This window comes from Agrobacterium leguminum (assembly GCF_005144435.2).
Classification (GTDB): domain Bacteria; phylum Pseudomonadota; class Alphaproteobacteria; order Rhizobiales; family Rhizobiaceae; genus Agrobacterium; species Agrobacterium leguminum.
Map to the genome: position 1 here is coordinate 2072993 of NZ_CP120211.1, position 19174 is coordinate 2092166.

The 19174-nt window shown below is 59.5% G+C and carries 17 protein-coding genes; 5 read left to right on the plus strand and 12 right to left on the minus strand.

The window, feature by feature from the left end; translation table 11 throughout:
- Positions 1 to 49 precede the first annotated feature (49 nt).
- Positions 50 to 838 (plus strand): hypothetical protein, encoded by a 789-nt coding sequence (locus CFBP4996_RS10145; protein WP_233283545.1) that lies wholly within the window; start codon positions 50 to 52, stop codon positions 836 to 838.
- 518 nt (positions 839 to 1356) lie between these two features.
- Here the strand turns inward: CFBP4996_RS10145 and uppW are convergent.
- Positions 1357 to 2679 (minus strand): Wzy-type polysaccharide biosynthesis protein UppW, encoded by a 1323-nt coding sequence (gene uppW, locus CFBP4996_RS10150; RefSeq protein ID WP_162935826.1) that lies wholly within the window; start codon positions 2677 to 2679, stop codon positions 1357 to 1359.
- Positions 2680 to 3408: 729 nt separating this feature from the next.
- On the opposite strand from uppW, the gene uppZ reads away from it, so the two are divergent.
- Positions 3409 to 4392: a polysaccharide biosynthesis acyltransferase UppZ gene (gene uppZ / locus CFBP4996_RS10155; RefSeq protein WP_080851038.1), complete on the plus strand. Its 984-nt coding sequence runs from the start codon at positions 3409 to 3411 to the stop codon at positions 4390 to 4392.
- A 118-nt stretch (positions 4393 to 4510) separates the two neighbouring features.
- Here the strand turns inward: uppZ and CFBP4996_RS10160 are convergent, their stop codons facing one another.
- Both CFBP4996_RS10160 and CFBP4996_RS10165 read right to left on the minus strand, forming a co-directional pair.
- A complete protein-coding gene (locus tag CFBP4996_RS10160; protein ID WP_080851036.1) occupies positions 4511 to 5458 on the minus strand; it encodes an alpha/beta hydrolase in 948 nt (315 codons plus the stop codon).
- A gap of 64 nt (positions 5459 to 5522) precedes the next feature.
- Entirely contained in the window at positions 5523 to 6470 is a 948-nt protein-coding gene (locus CFBP4996_RS10165; RefSeq protein WP_080851034.1) for an alpha/beta hydrolase, read from the minus strand.
- Between the two features lie 138 nt (positions 6471 to 6608).
- On the opposite strand from CFBP4996_RS10165, the gene CFBP4996_RS10170 reads away from it, so the two are divergent.
- Together CFBP4996_RS10170 and CFBP4996_RS10175 are read left to right on the plus strand one after the other, a co-directional pair.
- A complete protein-coding gene (locus tag CFBP4996_RS10170; RefSeq protein ID WP_080851033.1) occupies positions 6609 to 7502 on the plus strand; it encodes a LysR family transcriptional regulator in 894 nt (297 codons plus the stop codon).
- Between the two features lie 147 nt (positions 7503 to 7649).
- Positions 7650 to 7790 (plus strand): hypothetical protein, encoded by a 141-nt coding sequence (locus tag CFBP4996_RS10175; protein WP_104679577.1) that lies wholly within the window; start codon positions 7650 to 7652, stop codon positions 7788 to 7790.
- A gap of 244 nt (positions 7791 to 8034) precedes the next feature.
- Here CFBP4996_RS10175 and CFBP4996_RS10180 read toward each other — a convergent pair whose 3' ends face one another.
- From CFBP4996_RS10180 to CFBP4996_RS10215, 8 genes are all read right to left on the minus strand, one after another.
- Positions 8035 to 9984 carry a methyl-accepting chemotaxis protein gene (locus CFBP4996_RS10180; protein ID WP_080853106.1) on the minus strand — a complete coding sequence of 650 codons (1950 nt, stop codon included), beginning with the start codon at positions 9982 to 9984 and terminating at the stop codon, positions 8035 to 8037.
- Positions 9985 to 10368: 384 nt separating this feature from the next.
- Entirely contained in the window at positions 10369 to 11571 is a 1203-nt protein-coding gene (locus CFBP4996_RS10185) for an MFS transporter (protein ID WP_080851031.1), read from the minus strand.
- Positions 11572 to 11573: 2 nt separating this feature from the next.
- Positions 11574 to 12146, minus strand: coding sequence for an NADPH-dependent FMN reductase (locus tag CFBP4996_RS10190; RefSeq protein ID WP_080851029.1), 573 nt, complete (start codon positions 12144 to 12146; stop codon positions 11574 to 11576).
- A gap of 131 nt (positions 12147 to 12277) precedes the next feature.
- Positions 12278 to 13189, minus strand: coding sequence for a homocysteine S-methyltransferase family protein (locus CFBP4996_RS10195; RefSeq protein ID WP_080851027.1), 912 nt, complete (start codon positions 13187 to 13189; stop codon positions 12278 to 12280).
- Between the two features lie 19 nt (positions 13190 to 13208).
- A complete protein-coding gene (locus tag CFBP4996_RS10200) occupies positions 13209 to 13898 on the minus strand; it encodes an ABC transporter permease (protein WP_020808864.1) in 690 nt (229 codons plus the stop codon).
- A 12-nt stretch (positions 13899 to 13910) separates the two neighbouring features.
- On the minus strand, positions 13911 to 14633 hold the full coding sequence (locus tag CFBP4996_RS10205) for an ABC transporter permease (protein ID WP_078051708.1): 723 nt from the start codon (positions 14631 to 14633) through the stop codon (positions 13911 to 13913).
- A gap of 22 nt (positions 14634 to 14655) precedes the next feature.
- Positions 14656 to 15426, minus strand: coding sequence for a transporter substrate-binding domain-containing protein (locus tag CFBP4996_RS10210; protein WP_020808862.1), 771 nt, complete (start codon positions 15424 to 15426; stop codon positions 14656 to 14658).
- Between the two features lie 40 nt (positions 15427 to 15466).
- Positions 15467 to 16246 (minus strand): ABC transporter ATP-binding protein, encoded by a 780-nt coding sequence (locus tag CFBP4996_RS10215; protein WP_020808861.1) that lies wholly within the window; start codon positions 16244 to 16246, stop codon positions 15467 to 15469.
- Positions 16247 to 16983: 737 nt separating this feature from the next.
- Between CFBP4996_RS10215 and CFBP4996_RS10220 the strand changes: the two genes are divergently transcribed.
- Entirely contained in the window at positions 16984 to 18054 is a 1071-nt protein-coding gene (locus CFBP4996_RS10220; RefSeq protein WP_162935976.1) for a GNAT family N-acetyltransferase, read from the plus strand.
- A gap of 40 nt (positions 18055 to 18094) precedes the next feature.
- Here the strand turns inward: CFBP4996_RS10220 and uppG are convergent, their stop codons facing one another.
- Complete coding sequence (gene uppG, locus CFBP4996_RS10225) at positions 18095 to 19174, minus strand: polysaccharide biosynthesis glycosyltransferase UppG (RefSeq protein ID WP_162935975.1); 1080 nt, start codon at positions 19172 to 19174, stop codon at positions 18095 to 18097.

Below are 19174 nucleotides of genomic sequence, written 5' to 3' on the forward strand. Positions count from 1 at the left end.
GGCCTTCAAGGATTCGAGCCTAGTTGGGAGAATCCGAGCGGCCGGTAAAATGGATGAGGCAGCTTTGACCGAGAATAGCATCATCGAGGGTGCGATTAGTAACCTTGCAAACTCCATGCGCATATTCGGCGAAACGACCCTGCACTTTCCAGGGATATTCAAAGTCGACCGAGAGGAAGCGATCGACAATGTGGATCGCGCATTCGAAATGAAGCTGGAGACATTTCACACCCTCTACGACGTGTCGAAGGATCTCTTTCCGTACTTCGATCATGCCGACACTTCGCTTCTGATCGCGATCCGGAATGCAATCCATCACCGCAACCACCCGCTTTTTCGCACACTTAACCATCGCCTGCATATTCAAGACGGACTGCAACGATGGGGCGGCGCGTCGTTTCTGCTTGCAAGTCACCCAACTACCCACGGCGGTGCGATTATGATGTCGCATTACGTGCGGCTAGATGACTTGGACTCACGTCTGGATCCCGCGGTCGGCTCACCGTTTCTCGATACCTTCGGCAACAGCAGTAGAGCGGAGAAGCGTTTCAAGCTGATAAACGAGGGACTGGCCCTACCAAACATTCGTGAGCGGGCGTCGCGGGAGCGTTACCCCTCGCATCAAGTCTACCTTGATCTGTTGCCCGTATCCGTTTCGGCAGTCTGCAAAGTCTTCAAGGCGATGAAGGCCGCCAATGTAGGATTCACAGGCTTCGATGCCGCGACTTACCTGGGGCCGTTCACGTCGGAAATTAACGTCGATTTGGCGAAACTCGGTTTCAAACGGCTTTGGCTCAGAGGGTTCGGCGATATTGATTTGATCCCCATTCCAGTCTGATTGGATCCGTAGTCAGCGTAACAGGGCTCGGCTAGCTTCGGTTGCCAACCCCTCGGCCCCCTCCGTCGGGACTTGATTGCTCCCCCTGATTGGATCACCCTTTTGAAAGAAAACCCTGCGATTCGAGGGCGAAATGCCGAATCCGCACTTATGGGTTCTGGATCTCTCTTAGTCCGCGTTTATGGTTTCACAATCCGGCTTTATGAGTGCGGGTAGCGCGAAAAAATCTAATGTCTTCAGGGATCACGAATCCGCGCTTATGTGTCGACGCAGAAATCAACTATCTATTGATTTTCGAGTAACCAAGCATGAAGCCTTGAGCAGCTTGCTCTTCGATACGCTTGGAGGCCAACGCTTCTGAGGCCATGGTATAAGCAATTTCAGACATCGTCATATGGCTTCAGGCAACATCGCCGATCGCACATTTACTGTACGCGCTCGCGCTCGACACAGCCGATGGGTCGCATCTGCTCGAAGCCGCGCCGCGTGATCCAGGCGACATTGAATCAAGCTTTTAATTACATAACCGCGTCGCTGCCGGTCAGGACAGGTTTCGCCTCCACCTCGTCTTCGGCAAGGCTGGCGTTCGCCTGCAGATGCAGGCCCATTACCGCCACGAGGAGAAAAAACCAGACGAAGCCCGAGCTGAGCAAGAATAGCGTTTCCAGAAAGCCGTAGAGTAGAACATAAAGCCAGACGCCGACATAAAGCCGCGTCAGCGGGCTATTGCGCGTGGTGTCATCCATTTTGCCGAGATAGTGAAGCGGCAGCAGGCAAATCCACATCAGCACTAGCCCAAGGCCTGGGATGCCGCCTGCAAGCAGCAGGTCGAAATAGCCACTGTGGGAAGCCGGCGCGGTCGTCGCCCAGCTATTGTTTTCGGTGAAGCTCGACATCAGGGCGTCGCTGCGCCAAAAGGCCTGATAGCCATATCCGAGGATCGGACTTTTGCGGATGTAATCGATGGCGACGACCCAGATATCGGTTCTGCCCGTAAAGCTGGCATCGACACCCATCCTCGTCAGCATCTGCGAAAACACCGGGTCGACCGTGGTGCCGACGGTCACGACGGTGAAGACCAACAGAAGCAGGGCCAAGACCACATAACGCCACTGGGGCCAGTGCACGATAAACCAGCCCGACGCGACGACGATCGGCATCAGGCCGAGCACCGTCTTGCCGCCTGACTTGATCAGGAAGAACAGCGATAACAGCAGCACCAGCAGGCCGCCGACGAAGGACCAGCGCCGGCAGAGATAAATCGCCACGATAATCAGCACCGCCATGACCGAGGCAGCCTCGTTCTTGTGCTGGAAAACCCCGCGCCAGTTACCCGCCAGAAGCGGCTCCAGCGCGTCGCTTGCCTGATGGATAGATCGCGACGGCAGGACGATGACGCCGAAGTAACACAGAAACAGGATAATCATCACGCACCCGGCAAGCAGCGTGGTGAAATGCCGCTCCGTGCGTGGCAATTGCAGAAAGCCGCCGGCAAGCACACAGATGATGGCGCACATGGCAAGCCGCCGCAGCGAAAACGCCGGCGCCTCGCCCACCAGCGAGGTGAAGACAAACCAGCCGAAAATCGCCGCCATCAGCAGACGCGGCGTGAAGGCGAGGGAAAGCGAACGTTCCCTCGCCATGAATACCATGAAACTGAAAAGCAGAATGATCGCGGTGAGCTGGTTCAGCAGGTTGGACCCAGCCGCCATGGCGGAGCCCTGATAGGTCGAGGAAAGCGAAACATAGGGCGAGAAGCCGACCGTGAAATAAAGGAACGTCACATAGAACAGTGTATTCCGCCAATATCCACGCGCCTGTTCTTCGTGCGCTGCAGCCATAAGGGGGGCTTCTCTGTCTTTTTTCATGCGTGCCACATCGTACCCGATGCTTCATTCCGGTAACATGAATATCCCGCCAAAATCCTATTTTTTAGTTATTCCGAATGCACGGATGAATAGCAATGCCTTCATGAAAGAAAGGAGCGTAAGCGGAGAAGCAGGCGCTTTCTTGCAATCAAACAGTGTGCGGATCAGGAGTCGAGTTAGCCCTTTTGGGGCCTCTAGATAAAAAGCGGAGCCTTTGCGACGAACTCCCAACTCATCACTTGACTGGAAGATACCAGTTCGGGCTTATTGAATTTCAACTAGAGGCTGCTTTCATTCGAGACTTGGGGAACCTGCGGCATGTACTGGCCCTGCGGAGGCGAAACCGACATTCTTGAATATGTGGGGCAACTCAACTCGACGACCCGTCGGTGGGACGCGATTGGCCGGGGACACCAGATCCCGCAGATTATCCCAACACTGTCAAAATCGACTATGTCGCGGCATATAAACGTCCATGACCGGTACGTTTATTCAATTGCATGTGCGATGGCTGTATCCAGGAAGAACAACTCTAATCACGTGCTCTTCAGATTTTAGGTATTTTTTGAACGTATACATCATAAATTCTTGTGAGCATCGTAACTACGACAATCCGGTGACTTTTTCGACATGATGCGCCGCGTTGCCTCTGTCTGCACTTGAAGCGAAGGACGTGAACGGTTGAGTACTTCAGGAGTGGCAATGCAAAAGGTTTATTCCATCCAGTCTCTGAGGGCGCTCGCGGCGTTTTCGGTCTTGCTGTTTCATATAATCGGCGAACCGTTTACGATTGGAGCGGCCGGTGTGGATGTCTTTTTTGTCATCTCCGGCCTCATCATGGGATCGTTCGCGGCAACGGCGGGGCCGGGAGCGTTTTTATATCATAGGCTGGTCCGTATTGTGCCCCTATACTGGGCCGTGACCCTGGTAATGTGTGTCGGTGCGATGGCGGGCGTTTTCTCAACCTTCACCTTCACGCTCGAACATTTATGGAAATCGCTGTTTTTTATTCCATATGCAGGCGACAACGGCGAGGTGGTTCCCCTGTTGGTCGTGGGCTGGACCCTAAATCTGGAAATGTTCTTCTATATTGTCTTCGCGCTTGGACTTGCTTTGCGCGCGCCGCTGGCTGTGACGGTCGGCATCCTGTCCGCCATGGCTTTGGCAGGACAGGTTTTCAACTGGCAATCCCCCTTCATGCAGACCTGGACATCGCCGCTTTTGCTGGAATTTCTTGGCGGCCTCCTGCTGTCGCGCTTCATGTTCCAGGGAATGCAAGCGGGTATCGCTGCGCTTGTCGTGTCATTGACGGGTTTCGTTGCCGCAGCCCTGATAAGCGAGCAATCCGGAATGCTGCGCCTGATGACGTGGGGCGTGCCTGCCTTTTTCCTTGTGGCCGGATGCGTGTGGCTTGAGAACGCCGGATTGTGGCCAAAACGCCTGTTTAAACCCATCGAGATTGTCGGGGATTCATCCTACGCCCTTTATCTTCTGCATGGCCTGGTGATTTCAATCGTCCATAAGATACTGGCGCCTGGACTTCTCGCAGGGGTCGTCATCATCGTCGTTGCGCTGACGGTGTCGGTCTTTGCGCATTTCCTGTTCGAACGGCCGCTGATCAAGCTTTTCAGACGCAGGTATGGCAGCGGACCGCGCCGGCAAGACCAAGCCGTACCGGTGCGCTGACACGAGGATTGGCCGACATCGCGCATGAACAGTGTCATGCCGATACCATCATCGCCCGCAATATCCTGAACGACGTGGCGAGCGATTTGGCCGCTCGCCCCCAGAATGAGAGTTTTGGTCATTGCCCTGCCGCCCCGTTCAGATGCGTCTTGAAGAACGGCACCAGCTTTTGCAGTGCGAGGTCGACGGGCTCGGGCTTGTCGTAAAGATCGTAGTGAGACCAGTTCTCCAGCGAGACGATCTGCCGGTCCCTTGAGGCTGTGGCACGGCCGTAGATTTCCATCCCGTCACGATAGGCGCCAAAGGCGCCGACCTTCTGGCCGATCACCACCATCATCGGTTGGGTCATCAGCATCTCGGCAAAGGCGAAGGCGTCCCAACCGAGCGTGTTCTGGGCATGGCTGAACAGCATGCGCGTCCAGCCGCCGGGCTGCTGGCCGCGCGGCGTCTTGTAGTAGTCGGTCGCCTCGAACACGTCGCGTTCGGTAAGGCCAGCGGCCCGCGCCGCATCGGGGCTGGCGGGGAGAAGTTCGTTGACCTGCAATTCGCCGCCGCGCGCTTCCTTGGTTCGCTGCGCCGCCATCGCTTCAAGCGCTCCGAGCGGATCGTAATTGCTGAAGCCCTCGCGGAACAGCCGGCCGATATTGACCGGGGTGATCGCGACGACGGCCTTGATGCGCTTTTCGGTCAGCGTGGCGTTCAACACATAGCCACCGCCGCCGCAGATGCCGATCACGCCGATCCGGTCGGCGTCGACATAGGGCAGTGTAACCGCATAGTCGATAACGTGGCTGATGTCCTCGACCCGCTGGGTCGGATCCTCGATCCAGCGCGGCTCACCGCCGGATTCGCCCTGGAAGCTCGCGTCATAGGCAATGACGACAAAGCCCTGTTCGGCGAGCGCCTTGCCGTAGACATTGCCTGAAGTCTGCTCCTTGCAGCTTCCGAATGGATGAACGGCGATGATCGTCGGCCAGCTCCTGGCTGCATCGAAATTCGGCGGGAACTGGATATTGGCGGCGATGTGCCAGGCCATGTCGCGGTTCTGGATTTTCACGGATTCCATGATCGTTTCCTCTCGGTGAGGGCGGCATCGGGGGGTAAGCCCGTCCCGATGCACGCCAGTTTCGTCACTCGGCGGCCTGCGCAGCCGTGGCGTTGGCGGAGAGCTTCGCCTTGAAGAACGGCGCCAGAACCGAAACCGCCTCATCGACGAATGTCTGTCCGTCATAGAGGTCCATGTGATTGGCCCCTTCGACGATGTGAAACGCCTTGTCCGTGCTCGCAGCACGGTCGAAGAGGTCGTCGCTCATCCACTTGCTGCCCGCCACGCTGCCGGCGACGATCTGGATCGGCTGCGTCAGATAAACGTCGGCCATGTGATAGGCATCGTAGGTGATGATCTGATTGAGGCTGCGCAGCGTTGCGAAGCCCGGCGCGGTCGCGCACTCGGCGCGCGGCGTGTGGTAATATTCCCAGGCCTGCCGCAGCTCTTCGTTCGGCGCGTCCTTTTCGGTCAGCGGCGCGAGCGGCATGGTGGCGTAACCCTTGCCTGCGGCGTCCGTCGTGCGGGCGTTCGATCCCGCCTCGACATAGGGCAGCGCGTCGATAGACCTGACGGTGTTTTCCCAGCCATTGCGGAACATCGAACCGATATTGACCGCGCTCACCGTGCCGACCGCCTTGATGCGGCGATCCTGAATGGCGGCATTGGCGGTGTAGCCCGCACCGGCGCAGATGCCCATCGCGCCGATCCGATCCTTCGCGACGTAAGGCAGCGTGGTCAGATAATCGATGACGGCGCTGATATCCTCGGTGCTGACATAGGGATTTTCGAGCTGGCGCGGTTCGCCGCCGCTCTCGCCCTGATAGGAGCGGTCGAAGGCGATGGTGACGAAACCCTGTTCGGCGAGCTTGCTGGCGTAGGTGCCAGCGGTCTGCTCCTTCACGCCGCCGCCGGGATGCGAAACGACGATAGCCGGCCAGGTTTTCGTTTCATCGAAACCTTCGGGGAAATTGATCACGGCCGACATGACGATGGTCGGGTTGTTCGAATTGCTGAAGCTGATCTTGCCCATTTCCAGTCTCCTTCTGTTGAGCCAGCGGCCGTTTGAAATTCTTTCCGGGTATCCGCTTGCCGATGGAGGTAATCTACGTCAGAAAGATTGTGTCGATTAGACAAGGAATTCATATTGGGCCTATCACTGGAGTGATGAATGAGGCGGGATGAGATTGCCGATCTGACGGCGTTCGTCGTCGTCGCCGAGGAGCGCAGCTTCACCAAGGCGGCGGCGCGTCTCGGCATGGCGCAGTCCGCCCTCAGCCAGATCGTGCGGCGGATCGAGGAAAGGCTGGGTGTGCGGCTCTTGTCGCGCACGACACGGAGCGTCGCGCCGACCGAAGCGGGCGAGCGACTGATCGCGACGCTCGGTCCCATGCTGCACGATCTCGATGTGGCCGTCGCGTCGCTCGGCGATCTGCGGGATCGACCGTCTGGCACGATCCGCATCACCACCGTGGAGCACGCGGCCAAGACAATCATCGTTCCGGCAATGAAGCGGCTGTTGCCGGACAATCCCGACATCAAGGTGGAGATCACCATCGACTACGGTCTGGCCGATGTCGTTGCCGACCGCTTCGACGCGGGTGTCAGGCTCGGCGGCGACATTGCGAAGGACATGATCGCTATGCGCATCGGACCGGACACGCCGATGGCGATTGCCGGTTCACCCGATTACTTTCTGAAACATCCGGCGCCAACGTCGCCATCGCAACTCGTCGATCATCGTGCGATCAATCTGCGTCTGCCGACATCCGGCACGCTGAACGGCTGGCGTCTCACACCCGGCGGCCGGGAGACGCGCGTTCGCATCGACGGACCTCTGGTCCTCAACACCATCGACCTTATTCTGGACGCGACACTCGACGGGCACGGCCTCGCCTATCTGCCGCTCGATCAGGTTCAGCCGCATCTGGATGCTGGCCGACTGATGCGGGTGCTCGGCAAGTTCACGCCCGACCTGCCGGGCTATCACCTCTATTATCCCCACCGGCGGCATCCATCCGCCGCCTTCAGCCTGTTCGTCGAGACCCTGCGGTTTCGCGGGTAACATTGAGAGCGCCGGATGAAACGATCCGGCTGGGGCTGCGTCAAAAGGCCCCTGCCCGATGGCATGAATTGGCGTTGTTGAAGCAGCCGTTTTGAGGTAGCCCTATCCTCGATAGATTGTATCAAGTAACAGACTGGAAATACTCAAATGATGGAATGGGATTGGGTAGATTTGTTCCCCTTGGTCTTCTTTCCGTTCAAGATTATCGTGTTGGGCACGGGCATGTTCTTCGCCATCAAGTGGCATCACGATCAGGCGAAGAAGGAAAAGGGCCCCAGCGGCCCGTAAGCGCCCGCCGGTCGGGCAGCGGAAAGTTCAGATTTCATCAGATGGATGTTTTCGCGCGTGAACCGGTGTCGGGGAACCCCATGGTGATGGTTGCCGATGCGGATGATATAGCCGTCGCGAAGATGTTACGTTTCGCACGGTGGACATCGATTTTGCCAGAACGGCTTTCGATTGCACCACATCGTCGTTGAACGCCGGCGGGGATGCCTCCCCGCCGAAACGCATGCTGGAAGCGGATCGCCGCTCAGAACTCCTGCCAGTCGCCCTTTGCCGTATCCACAGCAGCGTTGCCCGAAAACGCCGAGGCGATCTTGCGTCCCAGCGCGCGGACCGGAGAGGCGACATATTTGTCGCTGCCACCGGCGCCGCGGACCGGTGCAGGCTGGCTCTTTGGCTGATAGGCGCCGTCAGCAAGCCTGAACTGGGAGAGCAGCTGGTTGAGCGACGCCACTTCCTTGGCGAGGCTGTGGCTTGCGGCATTGGTTTCTTCCACCATGGCCGCATTTTTCTGCGTGTCCTGATCCATCTGGTTGACCGCCGTATTGATCTGCTGCAGGCCGGAAGACTGTTCCTGCGCGGCCTCCACGATGGAGACGACGTGCCGGTTGATTTCCTGCACTTCCGAAACGATGGTCGCCAGCGCCTTGCCGGTGTCGCCCACAAGCTGAACGCCCTGCTGCACCTGATCGTTCGAGGTGTTGATCAGCGCCTTGATCTCCTTGGCGGCATGGGCGGAGCGCTGGGCAAGCTCGCGCACTTCCTGTGCGACGACGGCAAAACCCTTGCCGGCCTCGCCCGCACGGGCAGCTTCCACGCCGGCATTCAACGCCAGAAGGTTGGTCTGGAAGGCGATCTCGTCGATGACGCCGATGATATTGCTGATCTCATTGGCGGATTTCGCAATCTGCTCCATGGCGACCACGGCGCGGCGCACCACCTCGCCGGATTGTTCGGCGCCCGCCTTGGCACGGCTGACGATCAGGCCCGCCTCCTGCGCACGCTTGGTGGAATCCCTGACCGTCGTGGTGATTTCTTCCAGAGCGGCGGCGGTTTCTTCGACAGCCGCAGCCTGCTGCTCGGTGCGCTTGGCCAGATCGTCGGCGGCCGATTTGATCTCGTCCGCACCCGCGCCGATGCCGCTGGCGTTCTGGGCCACCTTGGTCAGGGCCGCCTGCAGCTTTTCGGCGGACATGTTGAAATCGTTACGAACAGCGTCGAGCGTGGCGGTGAACGGCTGGCCGATGCGATAGGAAACATCGCCTTCCGAAAGCTTGGAGAGACCGGCTGCGAGATTGTCGACGGCGAACTTGACGTCGGCCGCTTCCCTTGCCTTCTGCTGTTCGCGCTCCATCCGGTCTTTCTCCGAGAGGCTGCGATTGGCTTCGGTTTCCTGTTCGAGACGAATGCGCTCGATGGCGTTTTCGCGGAAGACCTGCACGGCCTTCGCCATCTGGCCCACTTCATCCCGGCGCGCCATGCCGTCGATTTCCGCTGCCGTCTCGCCGCCGGCAAGCGACACCATCCGCTCGCGCAGGCGGGCGATAGGGGTGGTGATGCCACGGGACGCCACGAACAGCGCCAGAATGATGCCGACCGCAAAAGCGATGCCGACAACCACCAGCGAGGTGAAGATGGTGGAATTGGTCTGGTCCGTCAGCTCGTCGCTTCCTTCGACGACGCCCTTGGAAAGCTTTTCCAGGAGGGCGGCGATTTCGTTTCCGGTCGAGCGGATCACGATGTCGGCCTTCAGAAGTTCGGCGGCGGATTCCGCATTACGGTTGGCCGAACCGAATTCCACGGCCTTGTCGGTCAAGGCGATAATGCCCTGAGCCTGGCTCAACAGCTTGTCCAGCGCCGGAGCTTCCTCCGGGAAAATGGTTTTGACCCCTTTCAGGCGCGATATCAACGCCGTCCGGTCCGTCTCATATTCATGTTTGACGACCTTGAAGTCAGGATTGCCGGCGTCATAAGCCATGACCTGATAGGCGCCATAGGCCATGGCCTGCAGGTTACGGTTCGCACGGGAAAGCTCCACCAGAGCGGCGTTGTCATTGGCGATAAAAAACGAGTAGGCCGTGTCCGCTTGCTTGTAGTGGGTGGCCATGTAAGCCGTGGCGCCAAGGCCGACGATGCAGAGCGGAAGAATGAGCGACAGGATTTTGGTGCGGATACTGGCGTTTTGAAGAAAAGACACGGAAAGCCTCACGTCATTGAAAAAAACCGCTCCTTCCCCGTGCCGGAGGTGTTCGGCAAGACTGACATTGCACGTCGAACGCCCCGATCATCGAGACTTCGCTAGCCGCATCATAGGCTCTGGCCGCATCTGCATCATGCATGCGCCGCAGAAAACCGCCTGTCCCTTCCAATACGGGGAGGCCGCTCACCACGGTTGGCGCGGTGGCCCGCCAGCAGGCGGAAACGCCAGGCCAAATTCCCTGAAAAAAAGCGGAAGCGAGCGAATTTTCAGCCGTCGCTCCCGGTTTATTTTCCAATAAAATGATTATAGTCAAAAACTTTACAATTCCTTCACGCCACGGCGGGCAAAGCACGGGTGTTTTTTGGCCCCGGAGACCGGTCGTCAACCGCCCGGCGCAAAGGGCCGCGCCCTTCGCGTGGCCATCCATCGCTGCAAGATGGCGGCCATGACGGCCAGTCCGGCCATGGCGGCGAATATCATGGCGATGTCGCGATAGGCGGCGGCAAAACCGAAGCGGGCAATCCATGGCTGGCTTGCCAGCGGCGAGATGAAATGCCCGAGAAACATCGAAGCGGTCACGATGCCGGCGATACGCCCGTGCAGTCCGAGCGGCGCCAGCATGATGGTGGTGGACATGATGCCCGGCATCACCACGCCAAGGCCAAATCCCACCACCGCAAGCGATGACAGCATGGCGACCAGCCCTTCGGCCATGGCGAGCAGCGCAAAGCCCGTCGCCATCGACACCAGCCCGGCGGCAATGATGGCGGTCACGCTGGCCCTTGCCCGCAATCGCCCGAAATTGAGCGCCGCCAGCGCCCCGGCCAGATTGAAAATGCCGATGGCGTATCCCGCAATGCTGCCGGAAAACACTCCGAGCTCCCGCAGGAAGAACGGCAATTGCGAGGGAATGGTGTAAAACAGGGCATTGACGAGGAATACTGCCAACGCCAGCACACCCACCAGCAGCCAGTTGACCGCAAAGTCCTGTTCGCCGCCGGCTTTTATACGGCTGTCGCTCCTCACCGGTTCCGTCAGAAAGAACAGGGCCGCCGGCAGAATGAGCAGGGCGACGGCATAGACCGCGAAGGGCGCGCGCCAGTGCAGATCCGCCAGCAAACCGCCCGCCACTACAAAAACCACGCCGCCAATCTGGGTAAAGGCCTGTTGCAGGCCGAGATAACGCTCCCGAGCCGGGCCTTCGAAATAATCGCCCACCAGCGCCGTGCCGATCGTCATGATGGCGCCGATCGCCAGCCCCAGAAAGGCGCGCCCGACGAGCAGGCCGGTAAGACTTTCGGCAAAAAGGCCGGACATGCCGGAAAGGCTGTAGAGCAGGATCGCGCCGAGCAGCAACCGCTTGCGGCCGAAGCGATCCGCCAGCACCCCGGCAATGGGCGCGCAGAAAGCCACGAAGACCGAGGGCAGCGTCAGCACCATGCGGCTCATGATATCCACATGCGGCGTCGACAGGAAAGTCTGCTCGATGGCCGGCAGCGAAGGTGCGACCGTGGTTCCGGCCATGATGGTGAGCGTGGCGACGAACAGCAGCGTCACTTTCAAGGCGAAGGATTTTTCGGCCATTCTCACGCCCCCTTGTAAGGCGTTACGGACCGCGCCTGTTTCAGCGCCCGCGCCCACCAACCAAGCTTGTTCATCATCGTCTCCAGCGCGCCCGCAGCCGGCGCGCCGGCGTCGAACTGGCCGGCGGCATCGACACGATCCCAGGGATTGGCGAAGCTGACGACATCGCGGATCGTCACCGCATGCAGTTCCGCAAAGACGGGACGAAGCTGCTCGGCGGCGCGCAGGCCGCCGGAAATCCCGCCATAGGATACGAAAGCCACCGGTTTGGCGCCCCATTCGTCATAGGCGGAATCGATCAGCACCTTCAGCGCGCCGGGGTAACTGCGGTTATATTCCGGCGTGACGACGATGAAGGCATCGGCGCCATCGAGGCTTTGCCGAAGCTCCCGCACCGCGGCGCCCTCGGGCGCGTGGTCCTGCGGCAAATCGAGTTCGCGCGGGTCGATGACCGCAAGCTCCAGTCCCGGCCGGGCGTCGAGCCGCTCCAGTAGCCATTTGCCGATGACATCGCAGAAGCGCGGATTGCGGGCGCTGCCGAAGATGATGCGGATGGAAAGTGTATTGTCGCTCATGGAACGTCCTTCAACAGTGTGTTCCATGTCCTGATAATTCCTCAACTATAGTTGAGGTCAATAGCTGCGCATAAAAAAAGCGGCAGGTTCAAAACCTGCCGCATCCGTCTCTTGCAGTGGCGTGGGGCGCTTCAGGCCGCCGCGCGTCGCAGCGCTGTCGCAACCTTGTGGATATGCGCCGCACCAATGCCGCAGCAGCCGCCGATCATGGTCGCGCCCGCATCCGCCCAGGAGCAGGCAAAACGGGAATAGACATCGCCGGTCAGATCGGCGCGCGTGCCATGCAGCCCTTCATTGGCGGCGGAATCGCCCTGCTCGCCTTCAAAGGCATTGGCATAGACGCCGATTTCCAGCGACACAGCCTTTTCCGCAAAGACGGCGGCGGCCGTCTCGACGGCAGCCTTCATGACTTCCGGCTTGCTGCAATTGAACAGAAGGGCGGCGGCACCCGATTGCGCCGCCCATTCGGCGGCGGCCCTGACCGTTTCACCGGAGCGAAGCGCGGGCTCACCGCCGGCCGCAGCCGCATCGTCGTTGAGCGTGAAGGAAATCCAGAACGGTTTGCCGGTCGCGGCAACGGCCTCGCGCACCGCTTCGCCCTCGGCGATCAGACTGAGGGTCTCACCGAGCCAGACATCGACATGAGGCGCGAGATTGTCGACCAGCACCTTCAGATAAGCCTGCACCCGCGTGGCATCGAAATTCTGCGGCTCATAGGAACCGAAAATCGGCGGCAGCGAACCCGCCACCAGCACCCTGCGGCCGGAAGCATCCGCCGCTTCGCGCGCCAGCCTGCCCGAAAGGGCGATCAGCGATGCGCCATCCTTCTGGAAACGCTCTTCGCCGATGTGGAAGGGCACCAGCGCATAAGAATTGGTGGTGACGACATCGGCGCCGGCTTCGATGAATTCCGCATGCACCTGCCGCACGATCTCGGGCGCGTCGATAAGCGCCAGCGCCGACCATTCCGGCTGTTTCAGCTCGGCCCCGAGCCGCTGCAATTCGCGGCTCATGCCGCCGTCGAGGATACGGATTGTGCTCATGGTCATACTCCCTGAATGTTTATCGCCTGACCGGCACCTGCTGTTCGACAAGGCCGAAACAGCGGGCGATGATGGCGGTGAGAATGAGATAAAAGACGGTGACGACGATCAGCGGTTCATAGACCAGAAGCGTATCCTGCCGCACCTTGTAGGCGACGGCGTAGAGGTCCATCACCGTCACGGTGAAAGCAAGCGGCGTGGCCTTCAGCTGCATCACCACCTCGCCGGCAATGGTCGGCAGCGCGATGCGGATCGCGCGCGGCAGCCAGATGCGGCGAATGAGGGTGAAACGGCCCATGCCGAACGCCCTGCCCGCCTCCAGCTCGCCTTTCGGCACCGCCAGCAGCGCGCCGCGCAGAACTTCCGCCTCATAGGCCGCATAATTCAGCGTGAAGCTGACGGCCGCAAAGAAGAACCCTTCGCGCAGCACCGGCCACATGAAGCTCTGGCGCAGGCCGGGGATCATCGGCAGAAGCGAGCCGACGCCGTAATAAAGCAGCCAGAGCTGGATGAGCAGCGGCGTGCCCCGGAAGAAGGTGCAATAGGCCCGCGCCAGGATTTTCGTCATCCGCCCGCCGCTCACCTGCGCAAACGCAAGCCCGATGGCCAGAAGAAACCCGATGCTGACGGAGATGACGAGCAGCGCCACCGTCTGCCATGCACCCGAAAGAAGCAGCGGCCAATATTTCGCGACCCATGAAAAATCCATGCCGTTCCCTCCTCAGGCCAGGGCCGGCTGGCCGCGCCGCACGCGGCGCTCGATCAGCGAAAAAACGAGGTTCGAAACAAGCGTGATGGCGAGGTAAAGCAGGGCGGCGGCAAGGAAGAACAGGAAATATTGCTTGGTGCTGGCACCGGCGAGACGCGTCGCCAGCGCCAGTTCCTGATAACCGACGACCGCCACCAGGGCGCTGTCCTTGGTCACCGCAAGCCAGAGATTGCCGAGCCCCGGCAAGGCGTTCGGCAAAAGCGCCGGCAAGACCACCCGGCGGAAACGTAAGGCCGGCGACATGCCGAAGGCGCGCGCCGCCTCGATCTGCCCGCTCGGAATGGCAAGGATCGCCCCGCGCAGCACCTCGGTCATATAGGCGCCCTGCACGAAACCCAGAACCGCAACGGCGGCGACGAAACCGTTCACCTCCAGCGGCGGCATGCCGGCCAGCAGCAGCAGCCGGTTGAGGCCGTCAGTCCCGGCATAATAAAGCCCGACGATAAGGATCAGCTCGGGAACGGCGCGGATCGCAGTGGTATAGAGGTTGAGCAGCAGGCCTAGAGGCCTGTTGCCCGAAAGCTTGCCGAGCGCCCCGGCCATGCCGATGGCAAGGCCGATCAGATAGGCGCCGGCGGAAATGGCAAGCGTCGATGCCGCACCCTTCAACAGGGTGCCGCCCCATCCCGGAGGATAGGGAGACAGAAGTTGCAACGTGGTTTCAAGGCTTGCCATATGCGTGACCGATCAGACCGAATTACTGCCCGTAAATATTGAAGCTGAAGTACTTCCTGGTGATCTCGTCATATTTGCCGCTGGCGCGCACGGCGGCGATTGCCGCATTCAGCTTGGCCTTGAGTTCGGTGTCTTCCTTGCGCAGGCCGCCCGAAACGCCGAGACCGAGGATTTCCTTGTCGTCGGCGACATCGCCCATGTCGGCGCAGCAATCCTTGCCCGCATCGCTCTTCACGAAAGCGTCGAGAACGATGGAGTCGCCGAAGACGTAGTCGATACGGCCGGCCGCGAGATCCTGAAACGCCTCGTCCAGCGTCTGATAGGTCTTCTCATCGGCGACACCGGCGAAATATTTCTTGTAATATTCGGACTGGATGGTGGCCACCTGAATGCCGATGGTCTTGCCCTTGACGTCCTCGGCCGTCGCACCCGCCTTTTCGCCCTTGGCGCCGATCAGCTTGCTCGGCGTGTTGTAATATTTATCGGTGAAATCGATGATCTTCTGACGCTCTTCCGTGTTCGACATGGACGACCAGATAACGTCGAATTTCTTCGTCTGCAGCGCCGGGATGAGGCCATCCCAGGAGAGCTCCACGATCGAGCATTTTTCCTTCATTTCCGCGCAGACGGCGTCCATGAGGTCGATTTCCCAGCCCTGCCATTTGCCGCTGGCATCCTTGGCGAAGAAGGGTGGGTAGGCCTCGTTCATGATGCCGAAGCGCACCTCGGCGCTGGCGGTGAAGGCGGAAAACGCAAATGCCGTTCCGGCAAGCAGCGTGGCGAAGAATTTCATTCAAGTCTCTCCTGTTAAAACGGACTGTCAGGCAAAAGGGTCAATTGGCGAGCGCGCCGGTGAATTCCCGGCAACGGGCGCTCAAGGGGTTTCCGAACACCTGCGCCGGCGGCCCCGCCTCCTCCACCCGGCCCTGATGCAGAAACACGACCTGCGAGGATACATCGCGCGCAAAGCGCATTTCGTGGGTAACGAGCAGCATGGTGCGGCCTTCCTCGGCCAGATCGCGGATGACCTTCAGCACCTCGCCCACCAGTTCCGGATCGAGCGCCGAAGTGGGCTCGTCGAACAGCATCACCGCCGGCTCCATGCACAGAGCACGCGCAATGGCGGCGCGTTGCTGCTGCCCGCCGGACAGGAATGCCGGATAGGCGTTTTTCTTGTCATAAAGCCCAACCTTGTTCAGCAGGGCTTCGGCCTTTTCGACCGCCTCCTGCCGCCTGACGCCGAGAACATGAACGGGCGCCTCGATGACGTTTTCGAGAACGGTGCGATGGGCCCAGAGATTGAAATTCTGGAACACCATGCCAAGGCCGGTGCGCAGTTTTTCCACCTGCCGCCAGCTTTTCGGCACGGCCTTGCCGTCCCGGCCGGTTTTTGTGGCGATTTCCTCGCCATTGACGATGACGCGGCCGCGATCCGGCGTTTCGAGAAAATTCATGCAGCGCAGAAAGGTGCTTTTGCCGGAACCGGAGGACCCGATGATCGAGATGACATCGCCCTTGTGGGCTTGCAGCGAAACGCCCTTCAAAACTTCATGCGTGCCGAAGCTCTTGTGGATGTCATCCGCCTCGAGCGCGCAGGCGCCTGTATCTGCCATCGATTGACCTAGCCGATCTGTTTTTTCAGTGCCGCCGCGCCAATAGCCGGGGTTTCGCGGTGCGACGTGCACAATAACAAAGACTTGAGCCGCGCATGTTTAGCGAAAATAGCCGCAGACGCGCGCAACAATCGGCTCTTTTACATATTTATGACGAAAAATCATTTCAAAATATCATCTGGAGCGAACGCCCTTGCAAGGACGTCGGGGCGATGCCTGCTCCGCCGCCGGGTCTCTCCTGTTCCGCCTCCACCTCGTCCTCCACCGGGATGGTCCGCGCAAATCCTATTTTTAGTTATCCATGATGCACGGGAAAATAGCACCGCGATTGTGCGCTTTTCCTCGGGAAATCGGAGCCCGGAGACAAAGGACAAGACGGAAGCTTGCCAAAATTGACGCGAGACCCCAAAAAATCGCCTACAAAAATTTATCCATATTTCATCCAAAGGTTGCTTGCTTGAGCGTATTTTGTTAACCTCAACCGATACGCTTGATACAGATTAATATATTGATATTAATATGATTTATTCCAAATCCGATACTTTCGATCCCACCGGATTGCAGGTTTTATATCTATATTAATACATTCAAATATACGCTGCCTATGGTTGATTTCGTCAATGCACAAAAGGTGGGGGCCGACGGTGGACGTTCCGATACACACCCATATGGACGATGGCGATAGCGGTCACTTGACACAACGCCCGGTTCAAATCGGTGTGTCCGGCATCCGCCCCATGCGCAGGGAAGACGTTCCGGCTGTCGAGGCCGTGCTCAACAGCGCTTTCAGGAAGACCGGGCAGGAGCGGAACTTCGATTTCGGCTCCTATATCGAAAAACTGTTTTTCGGCAGTCCCGCCTTCAGTCCGGAAAACGGCAGCGTTGTCTACGATGCCGGGGAGAACGGGGTCACCAGCGTCATTCTCGCCGTGCCCATGCGCTTCGTTGCGAATGGAAAAACCATTACCGCACGGCTGCTCTGCGCCTTCGCATCGGACGGGAAACGCGGCGCGCTTGGCGCGGCGCGTCTGTCCCGCGGCATGCGGGCCTCCAAACACGACATGTTGTTCTCGGATACGGCTTCACCCGTCAGCGCCGATCACTGGGTGGCAACCGGCGGCAACATGTTGCCGATTGAAAGCCTGCAATGGCACAAGGCGCTCAAGCCCTTCTGCACCATCGCGCTGCGCATGCCGCGCCGTTCCAAACTGGCCAAAACCACGCTGGCGCTCACCGCGCTCGGATTTGTGGATGGAATCCTGCGACGGTGGAAAAAGGGTCTGAGACCGCAGGAGGCCGCCGGCGCTACGGTGAAAACCGTGGATTACGAAACCTTCCGCCGCAGGGCGCTCGCGATGATCGAGCGTTTTTCCATCCGCCCGGAATGGTCTCACGAGGAATTCCACTGGCTGATAGAGATGAGCAGGGCCAATGAAAGTCTCGGCGAACTGAAGGGCGTGTTGATCGAGAATGCCGAAGGCCATGCCATGGGTGCTGCGCTGTTTTTCGGCCAGCGGGGGAGAACGGCCTATGTGCTCAATCTCGTCTGCGATGCCGGTTGCGAAAACGATGTGCTCAACACCCTGTTCCGCCATTTCGATGACGAGAACTATGCCCATGTCACCGGCATGGCGCAGCCCTTTCTCATCAACGCGCTTTACCGCCAGAACCACATGAGCTTCCGCCATGACGGCTATTTCTGCATGGCGACGCGCGATGACGCCCTGCGGGAAAGGGCGCTGGCCGGCGACATCTATATTGGCGGACTGTGCTCGGAGAGCTGGAGCAAGCTCATCACCGACTATTGAGCCCCCGCCCCGCCTCACGACGGAAGACGGATCGAGACCCTCAAGCCTTGCTGAACCGCCCGACATTGGCCGAGATGAGATGCCGCAGCGCTTTCGCATAACGTTTGGAGCGCGTCTTGGCCGCCAGCGCGCTGGTCCAGTCCACCATCGACCCGTTAATATCGAAATCGCCGAGCTGGCCTTCCGGAATATCGCCCTTTTCGATGCGCTCGACGATGGAGGCGAGCGCGGCATAAAATTCCGGCGAGCGATAGGGCGGATGCAGTGAATACATGCCCTTGCCCGTGCCGAGAAAATCGAGACGATAAACACCCGTGCGCATCATGTTCGTGCTCAGCACCTCCTCGGCGGGCATCGAGACGGGCTGCTGGTTATAGGCATAGGAGCGGATGCGCCGTTTGACATCGGGTTTGAGCAGTTCCAGCGACCCGATGCGTTTCGCAAAGCGTTCCATGTCGATCATGAAAAGCCGGGTGGAAACGGTGGCGAAACGCCAAGTGGGAATGCGCGACGGCAGCTTGCGCGGCGCAGGTATGTTCTTCACGCCGGGCATGCCGACATGGCGGGAAATATCCAGATCGCCGCGCACCGTCGGCGGCCCGGAAAAGGGCGTGATGCACAGCGCATCCGGATTGGCCTTCTGGAGCGCGATGGCCTCGCCGAACCAGCTCTGGCTGCCGCCGCCGAACATCATGTCGCTGTCCATATGCAGCACATAACGGGCATTGGCGCGTTTCAGCCCGTAGAAATAGACATGGAAAGGCCCGCCATCGAAAGCCTTGGCGGGATAGGGGATCGGCGAGCGGGGAAAGAAGGTTTCCGACACGGCGCTGCGCGCCGCATCGCTGTAATCGACGACATCCACATGCAGATGCGGATAATTGGTCTGCATTTCCTCCAGCATGTCGAAGAGACGCTGGCGCGCCGCATCGAAACCGTTGCCCTTGTAGCGGCCGGCCCCCACCTGGCCCGTATCGACGGTGAGAAGAATGCGGTCCACCTGTCCGCCCCAGACCCTGAGCTGATGCGGCAGGGTCAGGGCCGCATGCGGGGCATCGAAGGGGTGCAGGTTGATTTGCAGCGCCTTTTGCACGGGAGGAAGCGGCATTTCAGCATTCAT

Coding starts and splice junctions, on each gene's coding strand:
- uppG (WP_162935975.1), bottom strand. CDS start 19,174: ATGAATGCTGAAATGCCGCTTCCTCCCGTGCAAAAGGCGCTGCAAATC.
- CFBP4996_RS10205 (WP_078051708.1), bottom strand. CDS start 14,633: ATGGCAAGCCTTGAAACCACGTTGCAACTTCTGTCTCCCTATCCTCCG.
- CFBP4996_RS10145 (WP_233283545.1), top strand. CDS start 50: ATGGATGAGGCAGCTTTGACCGAGAATAGCATCATCGAGGGTGCGATT.
- CFBP4996_RS10160 (WP_080851036.1), bottom strand. CDS start 5,458: ATGGAATCCGTGAAAATCCAGAACCGCGACATGGCCTGGCACATCGCC.
- CFBP4996_RS10175 (WP_104679577.1), top strand. CDS start 7,650: ATGATGGAATGGGATTGGGTAGATTTGTTCCCCTTGGTCTTCTTTCCG.
- uppW (WP_162935826.1), bottom strand. CDS start 2,679: ATGGCTGCAGCGCACGAAGAACAGGCGCGTGGATATTGGCGGAATACA.
- uppZ (WP_080851038.1), top strand. CDS start 3,409: ATGCAAAAGGTTTATTCCATCCAGTCTCTGAGGGCGCTCGCGGCGTTT.
- CFBP4996_RS10195 (WP_080851027.1), bottom strand. CDS start 13,189: ATGAGCACAATCCGTATCCTCGACGGCGGCATGAGCCGCGAATTGCAG.
- CFBP4996_RS10215 (WP_020808861.1), bottom strand. CDS start 16,246: ATGGCAGATACAGGCGCCTGCGCGCTCGAGGCGGATGACATCCACAAG.
- CFBP4996_RS10200 (WP_020808864.1), bottom strand. CDS start 13,898: ATGGATTTTTCATGGGTCGCGAAATATTGGCCGCTGCTTCTTTCGGGT.
- CFBP4996_RS10210 (WP_020808862.1), bottom strand. CDS start 15,426: ATGAAATTCTTCGCCACGCTGCTTGCCGGAACGGCATTTGCGTTTTCC.
- CFBP4996_RS10190 (WP_080851029.1), bottom strand. CDS start 12,146: ATGAGCGACAATACACTTTCCATCCGCATCATCTTCGGCAGCGCCCGC.
- CFBP4996_RS10165 (WP_080851034.1), bottom strand. CDS start 6,470: ATGGGCAAGATCAGCTTCAGCAATTCGAACAACCCGACCATCGTCATG.
- CFBP4996_RS10185 (WP_080851031.1), bottom strand. CDS start 11,571: ATGGCCGAAAAATCCTTCGCCTTGAAAGTGACGCTGCTGTTCGTCGCC.
- CFBP4996_RS10170 (WP_080851033.1), top strand. CDS start 6,609: ATGAGGCGGGATGAGATTGCCGATCTGACGGCGTTCGTCGTCGTCGCC.
- CFBP4996_RS10220 (WP_162935976.1), top strand. CDS start 16,984: ATGCGCAGGGAAGACGTTCCGGCTGTCGAGGCCGTGCTCAACAGCGCT.